This is a genomic window from Pseudarthrobacter sp. BRE9 (assembly GCF_031844305.1).
Classification (GTDB): Bacteria; Actinomycetota; Actinomycetes; order Actinomycetales; family Micrococcaceae; genus Arthrobacter.
In genome coordinates, this window is the sequence record NZ_JAUZUY010000004.1 from 234,997 (window position 1) to 254,033 (window position 19,037).

Below are 19,037 nucleotides of genomic sequence, written 5' to 3' on the forward strand. Positions count from 1 at the left end.
GCGCGCGTCATTGGGCGCCGGCCCTCAGGCCAACCCGCTGGAATCAGACGGCGCAGCCCCCGTTCGCGATGGTGGGATCGATCGCGGTGATTTGCTTCTGGACGTCCGCCAGCTGGGCTTGGAGACCCGCCACTACCAGCTTCTGTGCGTCGACCGCATCCTTGCTCGGCTTCTTCTGGCCAGTTAAGGTCCGCAGTTTGTCCTGAGCCGCCGTGAGCTGCGAATCAAGTGTCTTAAGCTGGCCCTGCAGTTCCGCCAGCTTCGTTTCCGTGGCGCTGATCTCGCCATTCAGACCGTTGAGCTGCGTCAGCAGTGGCGCTACCCTGCCTTGCAGGTCGAGGATGTTTGCTTCCTTGGTAGCGATCTGGTCGTTGAGCTCAGCGAGCTGGGCTACAAGTCCATCAGCCAGAGCGTTGAGCGAAGCGATATCGGCCGTCTTCCTGGTGACTGCCGCGTCCGCGGCGTCAAGAGTCGTTTGGAGGCCCTTGAGCTGGTTCTGCATGGCGGAAATCTCCGCGTTCTTCTCATCCACGGCAGTGTTGGCCTGCACCAGCGCATCCTTTGCCTGGCCTAGAGCGCCGTTCAAGCCATCAAGGACTACTTTCTGAGCCGCGATGTCCTTCTGCGCCTGCTCCGCATTGTCTGCGAGACCTGCCAGGGTTCCTTCGAGGTCCGCCACCGTCTGCTGCTGGGCTGTCACAGCCGCTGCCGCCTCTTTCGCCGCCTGTTCCAGCGCTGGGAGTTGGCCCTGAAGCGTGCTGAGCTCAGTCTGCTTCACGCTTACTGTGCTGTTGGCTTGGTCGAGTGCAGCTCGAAGGGCCGGAAGCTGGGACTTCAGCAGGTCGATGTCTGATTGCTTTGAAGTGACAGCGTTGTTCGCCGTTGTGAGAGACGTCTGCAGGGCTGCGGCTTGGGACTGCAAGGTGCTGCTTTCCGTTTGCTTGGACAGCAGTTGGGCGTTCAGCGCATCGACCTGCTTCTGGAGCGTGGCCAGGTCGCCGGAAAGTCCCGAGATCTGCGTGTTCTTGTCGCCGATCTGGTTGTTGACGGTGGCCAACTGGCCTTGCTTGGTGGCCACTTGAGCCTCTAGCTGACGCTTTGCGAGGGCGTTGCTGTTGCTTGGAAATGTACTGATCTGTGCGTTCAGTACAGCAATATCGGATTCCAGGCTCGTCTTCTGTGCCTGCAGCGCAGCCAACTCGTTCTGCGCCGTAGTCAGTTGTGCCTGTTTCGCCGGCATCTGATCGTTGAGGGCTTTGATCTGGCCCTGCAGAGTGGTGATGTCAGCGTTGACGGTGGTGATCTTGGCAGCGTTGTCGCTGACCGCTGTCGCTGCTGCCGCCGCGTTGGCCTGCAGGGTCCCTAGGGCTGCCTGGGCCGCCTCAACTTCGGCGTTCTTGGCGTCAAGGGCGGTCTTGGCGGCTGAGGCCGCGGACTGCAGGCCTGTGAGCTCCTTTTGGGCTGCGCCGATTTGGTCCTTCTTGGCGGTGACTGCGTTGTTAGCATTCGCGGCCGTCCCCTGCAGGTTCGTCAGCTTCTGCTCAGCATCGGCGACTAACGCCTGCTGGGCCTCCAAAGCTGCGGTTGCGGTGTCTCCAGCCTGATTCAGCTGCGTGAGCTTCGCCTGTGCGTCATCGACTTCCTTCTGCGCAGCCGTGACGGCATCAGCCGCCAGCTGCGCCTGCACGGTTAGCGTCGAAAGCTGGTCTCGGGCTGTCTGAACCTCCGCTTCCTTTTCGGCCAGGGCGTTTGCGGCATTCTCGGCTGCCGAGGTCAGCGTGGCAAGTTCGGACTGGGCGATGGCCACGTCCTTGCTATTTGCAGCAAGCTGTCCACTCACTGCTTCCGCCTGCGTTTTGAGGTCGGCGGAGGAAGCCTGAGCCACTACGAGCTGCTCCTGCAGCGGATCTAGCTGGCTCTGCAGCTGGGCGAGCTGGTTCTGCAAAGAGGCCATCTCACGTGTGGTGGAATCGAACACGGCCTGCTGGATGCCCTGCTGCTGCTGAATGTCGCTGATTTGGGCGTCAAGCGTTTCTATCTGCAAGTTCAGCGACTCGTCCTGGGCTTTCAGGTCGGCCAGTGCTTTGTTTGCGTCGGAGATCTGTGACGTCAGAGCGTTGGCCGTCGACTGCAGTGCTGCCCTCTCCGCCTGCAGCGCGGCGATAGCGTCCGCGTTCTTCTTCGCCGCCGCCTTCAACAGATTCTCCTGGACTGCACCCCGGTGCGCGAGCTGGTTCACCACGCCGTTGCACATCCCCGTGGTGGACGTGGTAGCCGCAACCGCCGGCTGGATCAGCACCATGCTGGTGGCGAGCAGGCCGGGCAGGACAACGGCGGCAGCCAAGCGGCGGGCACGGACAGAGGGGGAGGGGGAAGTGCGCATGCGAGCTCCTGTTGAGACCTGTCAGCAGACCTCTCTGGCCGCTTCATGCCAACCCTAGGGTCCGGCACACGCGGAGAACACGCGTAATCACTACTTGTCTTTTTTGTCCGAGTACTCGCTTTCTGCTGAATCTGTGTCAGGCGGCCGCCCAGCGCAACGAGCCGCGGCCGGTCAAATATGACCGCCGCGGTCCTCCGGTTAACCGCCGTTACTCCCTGTATCCCAGCATTTCGGGGCCTTTGATTCCCCCTCCGCGGCTGTCGGATAGTTGCTGCAACGCGCACATTCCGTTGCATTCCCGCCACCCTTCCAAGGAGGAACCATGGCCATCAACCCCAAGCCGGCCGCCGTCGTTGCCCTGGCTGTCTCAGCGCTGCTGGGACTGGCCGCCTGCTCCGACCCCGGCGCCGCGGCGGCGACAGCACCGTCGTCGTCCGCCACCAACACCACCGGCAAGACCTTCAACCTGTCCCCGCAGCAGGACCGCTTCAAGGTCACCAAAGATGACGCCGCGGCGGCCCTGGTGCCTGACGCCATCAAGGCCGACGGCAAACTGACAGTAGTCAGCACCGGCGGCACGGCCCCGCTCAGCACCTTCGCCACGGACAACAAGACCCTGATCGGCAGCGAGGTGGACATCGCCTACGCGGTCGGTGAGGCGCTGGGGCTCGACGTCGAGGTCCTGCCCGTTGCCTGGGCGGACTGGCCACTGGGCATCGAATCGTCCAAGTACGAGGCCGTCCTCTCGAACGTCACCGTCACCGAGGCGCGGAAGGAGAAGTTCGACTTCGCCACTTACCGGAATGACCTGCTGGGCTTCTACGCCAAGAGCGGTTCGGACATCGGCGAGATCAAGGAAGCCAAGGACGTGGCGGGCAAGAAGATCATCGTGGGCTCCGGCACCAACCAGGAAGCCATCCTGGTTCGCTGGGACGAGGAAAACAAGAAGAATGGCTTGGCGCCGGTCGAGTTCCAGTATTACGACGACGACTCCGCCTCTACCCTGGCCCTCCAGTCGGGCCGGGCGGACCTGACGTTCGGCCCCAACGCCGGTGCCGCCTACAAGGCCGCGCTGGATGGCAAGAGCAAGCAGGTGGGCACCCTCAACGGCGGCTGGCCGCTGACGGCGCAGATCGCGTTCACCACCAGGAAAGGCAACGGCCTGGCGGTTGCCGCCCAGGCTGCGCTGAACCACCTGATCGAGGACGGCACCTACGCCAAAATCCTGGACCGCTGGGGCCTCTCCTCCGAAGCCATCCAGAAGTCCGAACTGAACCCGGCGGGCCTGCCCAAGAAATAGGCGTCCTGCCGACGAATGGATCCCCACCGGGACTACGCTGGTTAGCCTGCGCCCGGTGGGGATTCTTCCGTGCCGGGCATGCCCCGGGTCAGTGCGGGTCCGGCTCCACTGCCCACGCCAGCCGGTGCAGGAATGTGGCGGCCCTGCTCCGTGCCGCCGTCCATGCGGCCGACATCCGCGAAGGCCTGGCAATGATTTGCGGGGCGTTGGGCTGGGCGCTCCAGCCTCTGCCGACGGCACCTGCAAATAACAGGGCCATGAGGCTTGCGCTTTCCATCGATCTCCAAAGCTGTACGAACAAATGCTGGTGCACAAGCAAGGTGCCCTGCCGGAGACGGCTTCAAACAAAAATCGCCAGCCGGCCGCCCGACCCGCCGGAAAGTGCACTCCCGGCCGGTTAGGCAATAGTCTGGCCAGATGGGGACCAGTGCCGTGAATTCCGGCGAACAGACTGACAGACAGACCCGCATTCTCGAAGCGGCCATGGATCTGCTGTCCCGGCACGGCATTTCCGGTGTGAGCATGCGGGCCGTGGCACGGGAAGCCGGCGTGGCGCTGGGCCTGGTCAACTACTACTACGACGACAAGACCACCCTCATCCGGGCAGCCCTGCGCCGGGTGGATGAGCATGACCTTCTGCTGGTTGCCCCCGATCCGTCGTCACCCCCGGATGAACAGCTGCGCAAGGCCCTGCGCCGGGTGGCGGCCGCCGACCTGCTGACCACGCGCTACCTGTCCCTGCGCCTGCACCTCTGGGCCCTCGCCCAGGCCGATGAGGACTACGCACAGATCAACGCCGCCGCCTTCGACCGGTACATCGACGGGCTCGCAGCACTGGTCTCCAGCGCCAAACCCGAGCTTTCATGGGAGGCATGCCGGGAACGGGCCGCGGACATCGTCGTCATCCAGAACGGCATGTGGCTGACCGCACTGCTCGGCGTGGACAAGGCCTCCATCCAGCGGAGCATCGAGCGCACGGAGCAGATCGCCTTCGCCTAAACAGTAAGTCCGCAAGGCACCGGCAGCTCCCTCAGTCACATTGAACAGTTGTTCAAGAAAACTATTGAACACTTGTTCAACGTGCATTACTGTCCTTCCTATGACTTACGCCACACCGGTTCGGGATGTAGCCCGAACCGAAGAAACTGAGACAGCATCCTCCCTGTTCATCAACGGCGTGTGGGAGCCGGCAGCGTCCGGCGCTGTGCGCCGGATCCACAACCCGGCCGACGGCGAGCTGGTGGCCACGGTTTCCGAGGCCGGCCGGGACGACGCCGAACGCGCCATTGCAGCGGCCCGGGCCGCCTTCGATTCCGGCGTCTGGTCCTCCGTCCCGGCACCCGAGCGCGGCGCCTTCCTCCTGAAGGTCGCGGCCGGCCTGCGCGAACGCCGGGAAAAGTTCGCCCGGGCCGAGTCCCTGGACACCGGCAAGCGGATGGTCGAAAGCCGCATCGACATGGACGACATCGCCGCCTGCTTTGAATACTTCGGCAGGCTCGCCGGGCAGCAGGCCGGGCGGGTGGTCGACGCCGGGGACCCCGGCGTCGTGAGCAGGATCGTCTACGAACCCGTTGGCGTCTGCGGCCTGATCACACCCTGGAACTACCCCCTGCTCCAGGCGGCGTGGAAGATTGCCCCCGCACTGGCCGCCGGCTGCACGTTCGTCCTCAAGCCCTCCGAGCTGACCCCGTCCACCAGCATCCTTGCCATGCAGCTGCTGCAGGACCTCGGCCTGCCGGAAGGGGTGGCCAACCTCGTCACCGGCCCCGGCGCCGAGGCGGGTGCGCCGCTCTCGGAACACCCCGACGTCGACCTTGTCTCCTTCACCGGCGGCCTGGAAACCGGCAAGCGCATCGCCGCGGCCGCCGCGGCCACCGTCAAGAAAGTGGCCCTGGAGCTGGGCGGCAAGAACCCCAACGTGGTGTTCGCCGACGCGGACTTCGACGCCGCCGTGGACAATGCCCTCAACGGCGCCTTCGTCCACTCCGGACAGGTCTGCTCCGCCGGCGCGCGGCTGCTGGTGGAGGAATCCATCGCCGAACGTTTCGTGGCCGAGCTGGCCCGCCGCGCCCAGGCAATCCGGCTGGGCGGCCCCTTTGACGAGGCCGCCGAAACCGGCCCGCTCATCTCCGCAGCCCACCGCGACAAGGTGGACGCCTACGTCCAGCGCGGCATCCAGGAAGGCGCGCGGCTGCGCACCGGCGGCGCGGCACCTTCTGGAGAGAAGTACGACGCCGGGTTCTACTACCAGCCGACCATCCTGGACCAGGTGCAGCGCGGCACGTCCGTGGTCACCGACGAGGCGTTCGGCCCCGTCGTGACCGTCGAAACCTTCCGCACCGAAGACGAGGCCGTGGCCACCGCCAACGACACCATCTACGGGCTGGCCGGCGCGGTGTGGACGCAGGACGCCGGGAAGGCGCAGCGCGTGGCCTCCCGGCTGCGGCACGGCACCATCTGGATCAACGACTACCACCCCTACCTCCCGCAGGCCGAGTGGGGCGGCTTCGGCCAGTCCGGCGTGGGCCGCGAGCTGGGCCCCACCGGCCTGGCGGAGTACCAGGAAGCCAAGCACATCTACCAGAACACCAACCCGCAGGTAACCGGCTGGTTCGCTGACCACGGCAAGGAGAACTAGATGCACTTCGACAACATCGAGGACCTCAGCGAGCGCTCATTCGATTACATCGTCGTCGGCGGCGGATCCGCCGGCGCCGCAGTCGCCGCACGCCTGAGCGAGGACCCGGACGCGACCGTGGCCCTGGTGGAGGCCGGGCCGGATGACCGCAACATCCCGGAAATCCTGCAGCTGGACCGCTGGATGGAACTGCTGGAATCCGGCTACGACTGGGACTACCCGGTGGAACCGCAGGAAAACGGCAACTCCTTCATGCGCCACGCCCGCGCCAAGGTCATGGGCGGCTGCTCCAGCCACAACTCCTGCATCGCCTTCTGGGCACCTCGGGAGGACCTGGACGAGTGGGAGTCCAAGTACGGCGTCGCCGGCTGGAACGCCGACGCTGCCTGGCCCCTGTACAAGCGCCTGGAAACCAACGAGGACGCCGGCCCGGACGCACCCCACCACGGGGACTCCGGCCCCGTGCACCTGATGAACGTGCCCCCGGTGGATCCTGCCGGCGTCGCGCTCCTCGACGCCTGCGAACAGGCCGGGATTCCCCGTGCGAAATTCAACACCGGAACCACGGTGGTCAACGGTGCCAACTTCTTCCAGATCAACCGCCAGGCGGACGGCACTCGCGCCTCCAGCTCGGTGTCCTACATCCACCCCATCATCGAACGCGAAAACTTCACCCTGCTGACCGGCCTCCGGGCCCGCCAGCTGGTGTTCGATGCAGCCAAGCGCTGCACCGGTGTGGACGTGGTGGATTCGGCGTTCGGCCGCACCCACCGGCTGACTGCGCGCCAGGAGGTCATCCTGTCCACGGGTGCCATCGACTCCCCCAAGCTGCTCATGCTGTCCGGGATCGGCCCGGCGGCCCACCTGGCGCAGCATGGCATCGAGGTCCTGGTGGACTCCCCCGGCGTGGGCGAGCACCTGCAGGACCACCCCGAAGGCGTGGTCCAGTTCGAAGCCAAACGGCCCATGGTGCAGACCTCAACGCAGTGGTGGGAAATCGGGATCTTCACCCCCACCGAAGACGGCCTGGACCGTCCGGACCTGATGATGCACTACGGCTCCGTCCCCTTCGACATGAACACCCTGCGGCACGGCTACCCCACCACGGATAACGGCTTCAGCCTCACCCCGAACGTCACACACGCCCGCTCGCGCGGCACCGTCCGGCTGCGCAGCCGCGACTTTCGCGACAAGCCCATGGTGGACCCGCGCTACTTCACCGACCCCGAGGGCCACGACATGCGGGTCATGGTGGCCGGCATCAGGAAGGCCCGCGAAATCGCCGCCCAGCCCGCCTTGGCGGAATGGACCGGCCGTGAACTCTCGCCCGGCGTCGAGGCCCAGACGGACGAGGAACTCCAGGACTACATCCGCAAGACCCACAACACCGTCTACCACCCGGTAGGCACCGTCCGCCTGGGCCCGGCCGACGACGACATGTCGCCACTGGACCCCCACCTGCGGGTCAAGGGCGTCACCGGCCTCCGCGTCGCCGACGCGTCCGTCATGCCCGAACACATCACCGTCAACCCCAACATCACCGTCATGATGATCGGCGAGCGCTGCGCCGATCTGATCCGTGCCGACCACGCCGGCGCAGACGCCATGGAAGAGAAGGAGCTCACCGCATCCCTCGCCTGAGGGCAGGTCTTGGCGGGGCCGCATTTCCCCAACAGCGGCGGCCCCGCACGCATTATTCTGCCGCACCCCAGGGCGGCCCCTCCCATCGTGCTTTTTTGATCTAGGAGTCCATATTGGAACCCAGCAAGAGTATTGATTCAAGCGGCATGGACGAATTCGGCTACACCCAGACCCTTGACCGGAGCATCGGCAAGTTTGCCAGCTTCGCCGCGGGTGTCAGCTACATCTCCATCCTCACGGGTGTCTTCCAACTGTTCTACTTTGGTTTTTCCATGGCCGGCCCGGCGTACGCCTGGTCCTGGCCCATCGTGTTCGTCGGCCAGCTGATGGTGGCCCTCTGTTTTGCCGAACTGGCCGGCCGCTACCCCGTGGCCGGGTCTGTGTACAACTGGGCCAAACGGCTCGCATCCGGGACTTCCGCCTGGCTGGCCGGCTGGCTGCTGATGCTGTCCAGCATCATGGCGCTGGGAGCCGTGGCACTGGCCCTGCAGCTGACGCTGCCGCAGCTCTGGTCCGGCTTCCAGTTCGTCGGTGACGGCACCGGCCCCTACGACTTCGCCATGAACGGCGTGGTGCTGGCCACCATCATGATCACCATCTCCACCCTCATCAACGCGTTCGGCGTGAAGCTCATGACCAGGATCAACAGCATCGGCGTCTTCGTGGAGCTGATCGCGGCCGTGCTGCTCATCCTCGCACTGGGCTGGCACGTGGTGCGGGGGCCCGAGGTCTTCTTCGACACCGCGGGCTTCGGGGAAGGCAACGACCTTGGCTTCTTCGGCGTCTTCCTCATCGGTGCCATGGCTTCCGGCTACGTGATGTACGGCTTTGACACGGCCAGCTCCCTTGGGGAGGAAACAAAGGACCCCAAACGCACGGCGCCCAAGGCCATCCTGCGCGCCGTCACTGCCTCGTTCGTGCTGGGCGGCCTGATCCTGCTTTTCGGCATCCTGGCCGCGCCTGACCTGACCGACCCCAAGGTGGGATCTGCCGACGGCGGCCTGCAGCACATCGTGCTCTCCGTCCTTGGCGGGCCTTTCGGCAAGGCTTTCCTGCTGTGCATCGTGGTGGCCGTGGTGGTCTGCACGCTCGCGGTCCACGCCGCAGCCATCCGCATGGTGTTTGCCATGGCCCGGGACAACAACCTGCCGTTCAGCCGGCAGCTCAGCAAGGTGGATCCGGTCCGCAGGACCCCCACTGTCGCGGCCATCGCGGTGGGCGTCCTGGCCGTCATCCCGCTGCTCATCAACGTCATGCAGCCGGCCATCTTCACCATCCTGTCCAGCATCAGCATCGTGCTGATCTACCTGTCCTACCTCCTGGTCACGGTGCCCATGCTGCGCAACCGCCTCGTGAAGAAGTGGCCCCTGGCCGACGACGGGTCCGAGCCCGGGTTCAGCATGGGCAAATGGGGTCTTCCCGTGAACGTCCTGGCGGTCCTGTGGGGCGCAGCCATGACCGTGAACCTGGTCTGGCCCCGCCAGGAGATCTACAACTCCGTGCCGCCGTTCGAGTGGTACCTGCAGTGGGGCGGCGTGATCTTCGTGGGTGCCGTGGTCATTGGCGGGACCCTGCTTTACCGGCTCAAGATCCGGCACCAGACAGGCGTGCTGGCCGAGCACGCCGCGGCCGTGGCCGCCCATCCGTCGTCAGGTGCCGGTCGGCACCAAGCCGCTCACGAGGCGCCGGAGGATGCTCTGGCAGCCGACGGCGCCCTGGCAACAGAACCCGCTTAACACCTCACGCAATAAGGGCCGACGTCGGCACTCACCCGAGTGCCGTCGTCGGCCCTTTTTGTGTCACACCCCCGCCCATGTTGAGTGTTGGCGTCATAGAAGGAGACGGCCTCCTGCTCCGGACCGGCGACGCCCTACCCTTGACAGGTGACTTTGACTAAGATCCGTACCGCCGCCGCGGGTTCGCTCGCCGCCGCCGGTCTCCTGATTGCCCTCGCCGGCTGTTCCACGCCGGCCGCCAACCAGCCCAGTGCCTCCGCCTCCTCAGCACCGGCTTCAGCCGGCGCTTCTTCCAGCGCCGCCTCTTCCAGCCCCGCCTCTTCCAGCGCATCTGGCGAGCCCTGCGCGGGCGTGAAGGTCATCGTCGATTCCGGCGCCCTGAAGCAGTCCGCCGCCAGCACCTCCACCTGCGTGTCCGTGGACGGACCCACGGTGGCGTCGAAGGTGCTCGACGAGGCGAAGATCAAGACCGAGGGAACGACGCAGTACCCCGATGCCGTATGCCGCGTGAACGGCGTCCCCGCTGCCGACTTTGACATCAAGCACAAGGACGGCACCTACCGCGAAGAATGCAAGGGGATGCCCGCGGCCTTTGCCTACTGGTCGATCTGGATCAAGCCGGCCTCCGGGAAATGGGAATACGCGCAGGAGGGCCTTGCCACCCAGCAGGTAAAGCCGGGAGAGAGCCTGGAGCTGCTCTTCACGGTTGATAACGAGCCGGCGGCCCCCGCGGCATGACCTTCCGGCCCGCGCCGTTACGCGCAGCGGCGGTCCTCGCCGCTGTGTTCGTCGCGGCGCGGGTCATCTACCGCGTCCTTTTCAACGGGGCGGGCACCGGCAGTCCCGTCCTGCTCGATCTGCCGCCGCTGCGCCTTCCCGCCCCGTATGCCCATGTGGTGTTCCTCGGTCCGGTGTCCGCGCCGGGCCTCTGGCAGGCAGTACTGTCCGCCCTGCCCATCGCCGCGACCATCCTCGCTTTCGGCCTGCTCAATGCCTGGGTGGACATCTCCCGCGGTTTCGTCCGGCTGGCCCGCGGCGGCCCCCTGCAGGGCGTGGCCCGGATGCTGGTGGTGGCATGGGCGGCGCTTCCGGCATTGTCCGACGCCGTGGCCTCCGTGCGCCTGGCGTTCCGGTTGCGGGGCGAACGCTTTGGACCCCGCGCCCTGGTGCCCGTGCTGGAACGCACCCTGGAGCACGCGGTTCGGGTTGCCGCGGCCCTGGAACTGCGCGGCTTCGGAAGCCGGGGGGCACACACGCAAGGGTTCGACGGCGACGCGCCGCTCCTCGTCCGGAACGCCCGGTTCCGGATCGGGGACACCTCTATATACGTCGACAGCTTTGCGCCGCCGGGCGGGTCAGTCACGGTGATCACCGGGCCGACGGGCTCCGGGAAGTCCACCATCCTGCGGGGGATCGCGGGCCTGCTCTCCCACGTTGACGGTGGAGAGGTTTCCGCCACCGTGCGGGCCGGCGGACTGGACCGGGTTGCCATGCCGCCGCGTGATACTGCCGGGCTTATCGGCGTCGTCCTCCAGAATCCCCGCGCCGCCTTCGCCACCACCCGGGTCCGCGACGAGATTGCCCTGGCCCTCGAGCTGCGCGGCATGCCCGCTCCTGCCGCGAAGGCGCGGGTGCAGGAGGTGGCGGAACGGATCGGGGTTTCGGCACTGCTGGACCGGAACGTCAGCACCCTTTCGGCCGGTGAGGCGACGTTGGTAGCCATCGCCGCCGCCGTCGTGGACCATCCGGCCCTGCTCCTGGCTGACGAGCCCCTGGCCGACCTTGACGCCACCGCACGCGCACGCGTCCTCACCGTGCTCAGCGGCCTGGCCCGGGAGGAAGGGGTCTGCGTCATCGTCGCGGAGCACCGGGCGGAAGCACTCGCCCCCATTGCCGACTCGTGGTGGACTATCGACGGCGGCGCCTTGTTGCGGGGTACCGCGCCGTCCGCAGCCAGTGTCCATCCCGACGCCGGTCCCGGGCGGGAAGTGGCGGACTCTGTGCCTGTGCTGACGGCGGCACACCTCGCCGTGCACCGCAAGGGCCAGCCGCTGGTGCGTGAGGCGTCCCTGGTCCTGCACCGCGGTGAAGTGGTGGCCTTGGTTGGGCCCAACGGTGCCGGGAAGTCCTCCCTCCTTGTGGCGCTGGCCCTGGGTGAGGGGGCTGTTGAAGGAACGCTCGACGGCGGCAGGATCGCCGGCGGTCGGGTCGCCTTGGTGCCGGACGCCTCGGACGACCTCTTCACCAGGGACACGGTCGCCGGCGAGCTCCGCGCGGCCGAGCGGCGCCTGGCACGGGGGAAGAACGGTGCGCGCGGAACGAGCGGCCAGCATCTTGAACCTGGCTTTGCCGCTGCACGCCTGGCCCGGTTGCGAGGAGGGATGGAAATTCCCGTTGGCCATGAGCATCCGCGGGACCTCTCTGCCGGCGAGCGCAGGATCTTGGCCATCGCGCTGCAGACCATGGACCGCCCGCCGGTTCTCCTGATCGATGAGCCCACCCGCGGCCTGGATCCCGCGGCGCGGGCAGCTGTCTCGGCGGCGCTGCGGGCAGCGGCGGACGACGGTGCAGCGGTGCTGATCGCCACCCACGACCTCGAGTTTGCCCGGGGGCTGGGCGCCCGGATCCTGCCGATGCGGGACGGCGTGGCGCCGTCATCACCCGCGTCCGAGGCTCCTGAGCCGGTTCCCGTCGCTCCCCGGCCCACACTGGCCGGAGCGAAACGCACTTCCATCACCAACTCAGCGGAAGCCGTCGACCCTGCCAGGCACCGCCACCTCCGGATGCCGAGGGGGCTCGAGCTGTCTGTCCTCGCAGCCGCCAACCTGCTGGCCCTCGCGGCCTTCTGCTGGCCACTGCTCGCCGCGGCACTCCCTCAGGACGCCACCGCTGCCCTTCCCTACGCGGCACTGGCCATCGCACCCGTCGCCGCCGTCGCCGTCGTGGTGTCCCTGGACGGATCTGTCCGCTCGGCACATACCGTGGCGCTGCTGGGCGTGCTGGCCGCGGTAGGTTCCGCCGTGCGCGTGGCGAGCACCGGCGTCGGCGGCGTGGAGGCCGTCTTTATCCTGCTGATCCTGGCCGGGCGGGCCTTCGGTGCCCGGTTCGGCCTGCTCCTCGGCGCCGCTACCATTGCGGTCTCCAGCGCCCTGTGGGGCGGCGTTGGGCCGTGGACACCATTCCAAATTTTCGCGTGCGCGTGGGTGGGCGCCGGTGCCGGCCTACTTCCCCGCCGGGTGCGGGGCAAGGCCGAACTGTGGATGCTGGGCGGCTACGGCGTGGTGGCGTCGTACCTGTTCGGGCTGCTGACCAACCTGTGGTTCTGGCCCTTCGCCGTCGGTGCCGGCACCGGCATCTCCTACGTGCCGGGCGCGCCGCTGACCACCAACCTCAGCAGCTTCCTGCTCTACTCGCTGGTGACCTCGACGGCGGGCTGGGACACCCTAAGGGCCATCACCACGGTGATCGGGATCGCCGTGGTGGGCCGGGCCATCCTCGCAGCACTGCGGCGGGTGAAGCCGGTGTCCAGCGGGGGCGGACAAGCCGCGAAGGCCCAGTCCGTCCAGATGAAGGACCCGCTACAGCTCAAGGCCTGAGGACCCCGCTGAAAATAGTGACCGGGCCACCCCCTTTGTTAATGATGGGCTTCAGGCACCCGCGAGTTCGGCGGGGGCGTTGGCTTCGAGTGCGGCGTTTAGTTCCTCAAGGGTGGGTGGGTTCGCTCCGGGGCGCTGCACGGTGATGGCTGCGGCTGCGGCTGCCGTGTGTCCCAGCTGCTCCAGGACTGCTGGGGCGAAGCCTTCGGTTCCCCGGGTGAGGAATCCCAGGATCAGGGCTGACATGTAGGAGTCCCCGGCGCCGATAGTGTCTGCAACTGTCGTTTTCACGGCAGGGATGTCGATGCTGGCGGCGGCCGAGGTGAATGTCGAACCTTCAGCGCCCCTGGTAATGACCGTCAACCGGGTGCCCAGTGCGAGGATGTGCGCGGCGGTTTCATCAAGGCTTTTCCGGGGGTACAGCCACTGGGCGTCCTCGTCGCTGAGTTTGACCACGTCGGTGAGGGCCACGAGTTCTTCGAAGATGGCTTTCGCTTCCGTGTGGCTGCCGAGCAGGGCTGGCCGGATGTTGGGGTCGTAGGTGATCATGCAGTGCCGGTGGGCCTGTTCGAGCAGGGCCTTTACTGCGCCGGCGCCCGGGCTGAGGAAAGTGGCGATGGATCCTGTGTGCAGGATTTTGGGGAAGTACGCGGGCGGTGCGGCGGCCAGGTCCCAGGAGATGTCGAACTCGTAGGTGGCAGAGCCGTCCGGAGCGAGGGTTGCTGTTGCCGATGCCGTCCGCGTAAGGGATTTCGAGCCGGGCAGGAGCACGACTCCTGCACTGCGGAGATGGTTTTCGATGGCAGTCCCGCGGTCGTCAGGTGCGATGGCTGTGAGCAGACCTGTCGCCACGCCCAGGCGGCCAAGTCCGTAGGCGACGTTGGCCGGCGAGCCGCCGGGGTGTTCGACGCGGGCCTGGGACGTTGTGACCACGTCGATCAGCGCTTCACCCACGACCGTAACGTCAAGTGTGGGGTGAGTGTCCTGCCGGGCTGTTGTGAGGTAATCCATGGTCTGTCTCTCGTGGGGAGCTGGGGTGGGGGCTGTTCAAGCGACGTCAGTCCGCGGACCGGCAACCTGGTCCGCGGACTGACGTCGGGGCAAACAGTTGATCAGGCGGTGGCTGCACCGGTCATGATTGCCACTGCATCGGTCATATTGTGGGATTGCGGAGTGATGGTGGCCGCACACTTGCCGAGGCGCTGGATGTGGATGCGGTCTGCCACGTCGAACACGTGGGGCATGTTGTGGCTGATCAGGATGACCGGCAGGCCGCGGTCCCGGAGGTCCCGGACCAGTTGCAGGACCTGGTTGGACTCGCGCACGCCCAGCGCCGCCGTTGGCTCATCCAGCACCACAACCTTTGATCCGAACGCCGCGGCCCGGGCCACGGCGACGGCCTGGCGCTGGCCGCCGGAGAGGTTCTCCACGGGCACGGTGACGTCCTGGAGTGTGGAGATGCCGAGCCGGGTCAGCTCATCCTTGGCCTTGATGCGCATGCCTTTGGTGTCAAGCATCCGGAGTACGCTCCCCAGCAGCCCGGCACGCCTTTCCTCCCTGCCCAGGAACAGGTTGGATGCCACATCCAGCGCGGGCGAGACCGCCAGGTTCTGGTACACGGTCTCGATGCCGTGGGCCCGGGCATCCTGCGGCCGCTTGAAGTGCACGGGCTGCCCTGAAACAAAGAGCTCCCCGGAGTCCGGTACTTCTGCTCCGGTGAGGCATTTGATCAGGGTTGATTTTCCCGCGCCGTTGTCGCCGATAATTGCCAGGACTTCGCCCGGGTAGAGGTCAAGGCTGACGCCGTCCAGGCCTACGACGCGGCCGAAGGTCTTGACGAGGTTCCTGGCTTTCAGGATGGGCTCGCGGGTGGCGGTATGGGTGGCTGCTGATTCTGTCATGGTCATGACTTGACCTTTCGGATCCACTGGTCGACGGACACAGCGAGGATGATCAGGACGCCCACGGCGAGGGTCTGGTACAGAACGTCCAGCCCGGCGAGGGAGAGCCCGTTGCGGAAGACGCCGACGATCAGGGCGCCCAGGAGGGTCCCCCAGACGGAGCCGCGGCCGCCGAAGAGGCTGGTGCCGCCGATGACGACGGCGGTGATGGAGTCCAGGTTCAGGTCCACGCCGGCATTGGGGCTGGCGGCGTTGGTGCGGCCGATCTGGATCCAGGCGCCAACGGCCAGTACGGCGCCGGCTGCCAGGTAGACGCTCATGAGGACACGGTTTACGGGTATGCCGGCCAGGCGGGCCGCTTCCTTGTCATCGCCCACTGCGTACACGTGCCGGCCCCACGCGGTTTTGCCGAGGATGAAGGCGACTGCAATGTAGAGAAGGAGCATCATGATCACGCCGGTCGAGATCCTGACCGGGCCAACCGGGAAGGTGCTCCCGGTCCAGGTCATCAGGGCCGGCATCGCCGATCCGCGCACGGTTGCTCCATTGGAGTAGAGCAGAGTCAGGGCGATGAAGATGTTCAGCGTGCCCAGGGTGACGATGAACGGCGGGAGGCGGAACCGGGTCACCAGGAACCCGTTCAGCGCTCCGGCCGCGAGCCCGACAACCAGGCCCGCGAGCAGCGCCACGGGTGCCGGAACTCCGTTGTTGACGGCCAGCTGGGCCATGACCATCGACGACAGGATCATCACCGCTCCGACGGAAAGGTCGATGCCCGCCGTGAGGATAATGAGCGTCTGGGCGATGGCCAGGGTGCCGACGACGGCGACCTGCTGGGTAATGAGCGACAGGTTCTCAACCCGCAGGAACCTGTCGTTGAGGAGACTGAACACGACCACCGCGATGAGAAGCACCAGGGCCGGGCTGACGGCCGGGTAACGGTGAAGGATATTGCGTATCCGGCTAAGCGGTGTCTGGCGGTCAAGGAATTCCTCCGCCAGGTCGGCATGCCCGGCGCTGGGCGGGCCTGCGGTTTGCTGTTGTGTCACGGTAAGTCCTGATCTTTGATGATTGTTGCTGGTGCGGAGCTGACTGGGTAGGTGGGATGCGGGGAGGCCCTGAAGCTTCGGGCCTCCCTGCAAATCCTTGTGAAGCGTGGGGTTACTTTCCCCAGCAAATGTCTGAGGCCGCCGTCGTAGTGATGCTCTTGACGCCGTCAACCGGCTTGTCCGTGACAAGCTCGACACCGGTGTTGTAGAAGTCCAGACCCGCTGAGTTTTCCGGCTTCTTGCCCGTCTTGGCCAGATCCACAATGGCCTTCACGCCCAGCTCGGCCATCTTGACCGGGTACTGCTGGGCCGTGGCACCGATAACGCCGGCCTTGACGTTGTTCACGCCCGAGCAGCCGCCGTCGATCGAGACGATCAGTGCATCCTTTTCCTTGCCGGCGGATTTCAGGGCCTCGTAGGCGCCGGCTGCGGCGGGTTCATTGATGGTGTAGACCACGTTGATGTTGGGGTTCTTGGACAGCAGGGTTTCCATGGCGGTCCTGCCGCCGTCTTCGTTACCCTCGGTCGCCTGGCTGCCGACGATCTCGTAGTCGCCGCCCTTGCCGCCGGTGTACTTGCCGGTCTTGGCCTCGTCACCGTTCTTCTTCTTGTCCGCGGTGTCGATGCCGAGGCCGGTCAGGAAGCCCTGGTCCCTGTTGTAGTCCACGGAGACCACTTTGTCGTTGAAGAGGTCCAGCAGCGCGATGGTGGCCTTCTTACCGCCAAGCTGGCTCGCAGTCCACTTGCCGATCAGCTGGCCGGCGGCGAAATTGTCCGTCGCAAAGGTGATGTCGGCGGCGTCTGCCGGGTCCGGCGGGGTGTCCAGGGCGATGACGAACAGCCCCGCGTCCTTGGCCTTCTTCAGGGCGTCAACGACAGAGGGGCCGTTGGGGGTGATCAGGATGCCCTTGTCACCCTTGGAAATCGCGTTTTCGATCGCCTGGATCTGTGTGTCTTCGTCACCGTCGGCCTTGCCGGCTGCCAGCTTCAGGTCAACCCCGTCCTTTTCGGCGGCCTTCTTTGCACCGTCCTGCATGGAAACGAAGAACGGGTTGGTGGTGGTCTTCACGATCAGGGAAACGCCGACCTTCTCATCAGCGGAGCCTCCGCTGGCTGAGGGGCTGCTGGAGCTGCCACCGCAGGCGGAAAGACTGACCGCTCCCAGCGTCAGGACCGCTCCTGCCGCGAACAGGCGGGTGGCCATTGAATGGGGTGCTTTGGAACTCAACATTGAATCTCCTGGTGTTTGAGGCCTTAGCTGGCCTCGACAACGATGTCATAACCGAGGTAATCAGGATCACACGTTAGAGTCAATAGAAAAGAACGAGAAGGAGCGACTTTCTTGACAACGATGTCCGATCGTTACCAACCACCCTTGTCCCCGACACGACCCACAATGCGCCACGTAGCCGCACTCGCCGGCGTCGGAATCAAAACCGTTTCCCGCGTGATCAACGACGAGGCCGGGGTATCTGAGGCCACCCGGCAAAAGGTGCTCGATGCCATCGCGCAGCTCAATTACCAGCTGGACGTCACAGCCGGCAGCCTGCGGCGAGCGGGCAGAAGGACCCTCTCGGTTGGCCTCCTGCTGCCCAGCGTCTCCAACCCATTCAGCGCCGAGATACACCGGGCCATGGAGGATGCTCTTGGCGCCCGGGGAATAGCGGTTTTCGCCGCCAGCCTCGACGACGACCCTAAACGGGAGCAGGCCATCATCGCAGCTTTCCTGGGCAGGCGGGTCGACGGGCTTGTCCTGACACCGATCGCTAAAAACCAGGCCTACATGATTCCGGAGCACTCCAGAAACCTGCCAATGGTCTTTATTGACCGGGAACCGGTAGGGGTTGAGGCTGATGCTGTGGTCACCGACAACGCAGTGGGCGCGGGCAAAGCGGCCGCACATCTGCTGATGCACGGACACACCAAATTGGCCTACCTGGGCGACCGCACCGACATCCAAACCGCACGGGAGCGCCGGCGGGGCTTCCTCGAGGAAGTCGGTGGGGCAGGAATTCCCACCTCCGCACTGCCCGTCATCGACAATCTTCATGATGAGGAAGCAGCGAGGCAGGCAGCCCTGGAACTGTTGAGCTCCGAGGATCCCCCGACGGCAATCTTCTCCAGCCAGAACCTCGTCACCTTCGGAACGATGCGCGCACTGAAGGAGCTCGGCCTACACAAGCGTGTGGCACTTGTAGGTTTTGACGACTTTACGCTTGCCGACATGATGGACCCCGGGGTTACTGTCATCGCTCAACACCCGGAGCGGATTGGCGTCAAGTCGGCCGAACGGCTTCTGGCCAGAATCGACGGCGACGATCAACCTCCGCGGACCTACATTGTCCCGTCCGAGCTCATCCAAAGAGGCTCCGGCGAAATCCGTCCGCCGGCATAACCCCCTTCCCCACAAGAACTAAACCTCCGCAAAGCAAACCTGAAGAGAGAGATCATGACCAAAACCTTGTATGCCGAGTTCACCGTCAAAGCCGGCAGTGAGGCCCGCGTTGCCGAAATGATGGCCGAATTGACCCGGCACGTCCGCAACGAACCAGGCAACGAACTGTTTCTTCCCTACACCCGCGAAGAGAATCCCCGGGAATACTTCGTCTTCGAGGTCTACCGGGATGAAGCGGCGTTCCAGGAGCACATCACCGCCGACTACGGAGCCAGGTTCAACGAGGAATTGGCCCGCCATATCGAAGGTGACGCCTCGGAGCTGACCTGGCTCAACCCGGTCCTCTAGCCCCACTGCAATCAGCGGCCATACGGTAGTTCCCACCCAGGGCTCTCCCT

The 19,037-nt window shown here is 65.7% G+C and carries 14 protein-coding genes; 9 read left to right on the forward strand and 5 right to left on the reverse strand.

Going from position 1 to position 19,037, the window contains the following annotated elements:
* Positions 1 to 43: 43 nt before the first annotated feature.
* A complete protein-coding gene (locus Q9R31_RS10860) occupies positions 44 to 2,302 on the reverse strand; it encodes a chromosome segregation ATPase (protein ID WP_311262734.1) in 2,259 nt (752 codons plus the stop codon).
* A 403-nt stretch (positions 2,303 to 2,705) separates the two neighbouring features.
* Between Q9R31_RS10860 and Q9R31_RS10865 the strand changes: the two genes are divergently transcribed.
* The 7 genes from Q9R31_RS10865 (at position 2,706) to Q9R31_RS10895 (ending at position 13,294) form a co-directional block, all read left to right on the forward strand.
* Positions 2,706 to 3,683: an ABC transporter substrate-binding protein gene (locus Q9R31_RS10865; RefSeq protein ID WP_311262735.1), complete on the forward strand. Its 978-nt coding sequence runs from the start codon at positions 2,706 to 2,708 to the stop codon at positions 3,681 to 3,683.
* A gap of 417 nt (positions 3,684 to 4,100) precedes the next feature.
* A complete protein-coding gene (locus Q9R31_RS10870) occupies positions 4,101 to 4,682 on the forward strand; it encodes a TetR/AcrR family transcriptional regulator (protein ID WP_311262736.1) in 582 nt (193 codons plus the stop codon).
* A 100-nt stretch (positions 4,683 to 4,782) separates the two neighbouring features.
* Entirely contained in the window at positions 4,783 to 6,321 is a 1,539-nt protein-coding gene (locus tag Q9R31_RS10875) for an aldehyde dehydrogenase family protein (protein WP_311262737.1), read from the forward strand.
* The gene (locus tag Q9R31_RS10880) at positions 6,322 to 7,962 is read left to right on the forward strand and encodes a GMC family oxidoreductase N-terminal domain-containing protein (RefSeq protein WP_311262738.1); all 1,641 of its coding nucleotides are present in this window, start codon (positions 6,322 to 6,324) and stop codon (positions 7,960 to 7,962) included. It begins immediately after the preceding gene.
* A 146-nt stretch (positions 7,963 to 8,108) separates the two neighbouring features.
* On the forward strand, positions 8,109 to 9,698 hold the full coding sequence (locus Q9R31_RS10885) for an APC family permease (protein WP_311262794.1): 1,590 nt from the start codon (positions 8,109 to 8,111) through the stop codon (positions 9,696 to 9,698).
* Between the two features lie 147 nt (positions 9,699 to 9,845).
* Entirely contained in the window at positions 9,846 to 10,436 is a 591-nt protein-coding gene (locus Q9R31_RS10890; protein ID WP_311262739.1) for a hypothetical protein, read from the forward strand.
* A complete protein-coding gene (locus tag Q9R31_RS10895) occupies positions 10,433 to 13,294 on the forward strand; it encodes an ATP-binding cassette domain-containing protein (protein ID WP_311262740.1) in 2,862 nt (953 codons plus the stop codon). Before Q9R31_RS10890 ends, Q9R31_RS10895 begins: the two co-directional genes overlap by 4 nt.
* A 51-nt stretch (positions 13,295 to 13,345) precedes the next feature.
* On the opposite strand, the gene Q9R31_RS10900 is transcribed toward Q9R31_RS10895, so the two are convergent.
* The 4 genes from Q9R31_RS10900 to Q9R31_RS10915 all read right to left on the reverse strand — a co-directional run bounded on the left by Q9R31_RS10900 (position 13,346) and on the right by Q9R31_RS10915 (position 17,475).
* Positions 13,346 to 14,305: a carbohydrate kinase gene (locus Q9R31_RS10900; protein ID WP_311262741.1), complete on the reverse strand. Its 960-nt coding sequence runs from the start codon at positions 14,303 to 14,305 to the stop codon at positions 13,346 to 13,348.
* Positions 14,306 to 14,406: 101 nt separating this feature from the next.
* On the reverse strand, positions 14,407 to 15,201 hold the full coding sequence (locus tag Q9R31_RS10905; RefSeq protein ID WP_311262742.1) for an ATP-binding cassette domain-containing protein: 795 nt from the start codon (positions 15,199 to 15,201) through the stop codon (positions 14,407 to 14,409).
* Positions 15,198 to 16,244: an ABC transporter permease gene (locus tag Q9R31_RS10910; protein ID WP_311262743.1), complete on the reverse strand. Its 1,047-nt coding sequence runs from the start codon at positions 16,242 to 16,244 to the stop codon at positions 15,198 to 15,200. The genes Q9R31_RS10905 and Q9R31_RS10910 overlap by 4 nt, the downstream gene beginning before the upstream one ends.
* A 112-nt stretch (positions 16,245 to 16,356) precedes the next feature.
* On the reverse strand, positions 16,357 to 17,475 hold the full coding sequence (locus Q9R31_RS10915; RefSeq protein WP_311262744.1) for a substrate-binding domain-containing protein: 1,119 nt from the start codon (positions 17,473 to 17,475) through the stop codon (positions 16,357 to 16,359).
* A 165-nt stretch (positions 17,476 to 17,640) separates the two neighbouring features.
* Here Q9R31_RS10915 and Q9R31_RS10920 point away from each other — a divergent pair, with 165 nt between their 5' ends.
* Both Q9R31_RS10920 and Q9R31_RS10925 read left to right on the forward strand, forming a co-directional pair.
* Positions 17,641 to 18,639 carry a LacI family DNA-binding transcriptional regulator gene (locus tag Q9R31_RS10920; protein WP_311262745.1) on the forward strand — a complete coding sequence of 333 codons (999 nt, stop codon included), beginning with the start codon at positions 17,641 to 17,643 and terminating at the stop codon, positions 18,637 to 18,639.
* A 54-nt stretch (positions 18,640 to 18,693) separates the two neighbouring features.
* On the forward strand, positions 18,694 to 18,987 hold the full coding sequence (locus Q9R31_RS10925; protein WP_285251004.1) for a putative quinol monooxygenase: 294 nt from the start codon (positions 18,694 to 18,696) through the stop codon (positions 18,985 to 18,987).
* Positions 18,988 to 19,037: the final 50 nt, after the last annotated feature.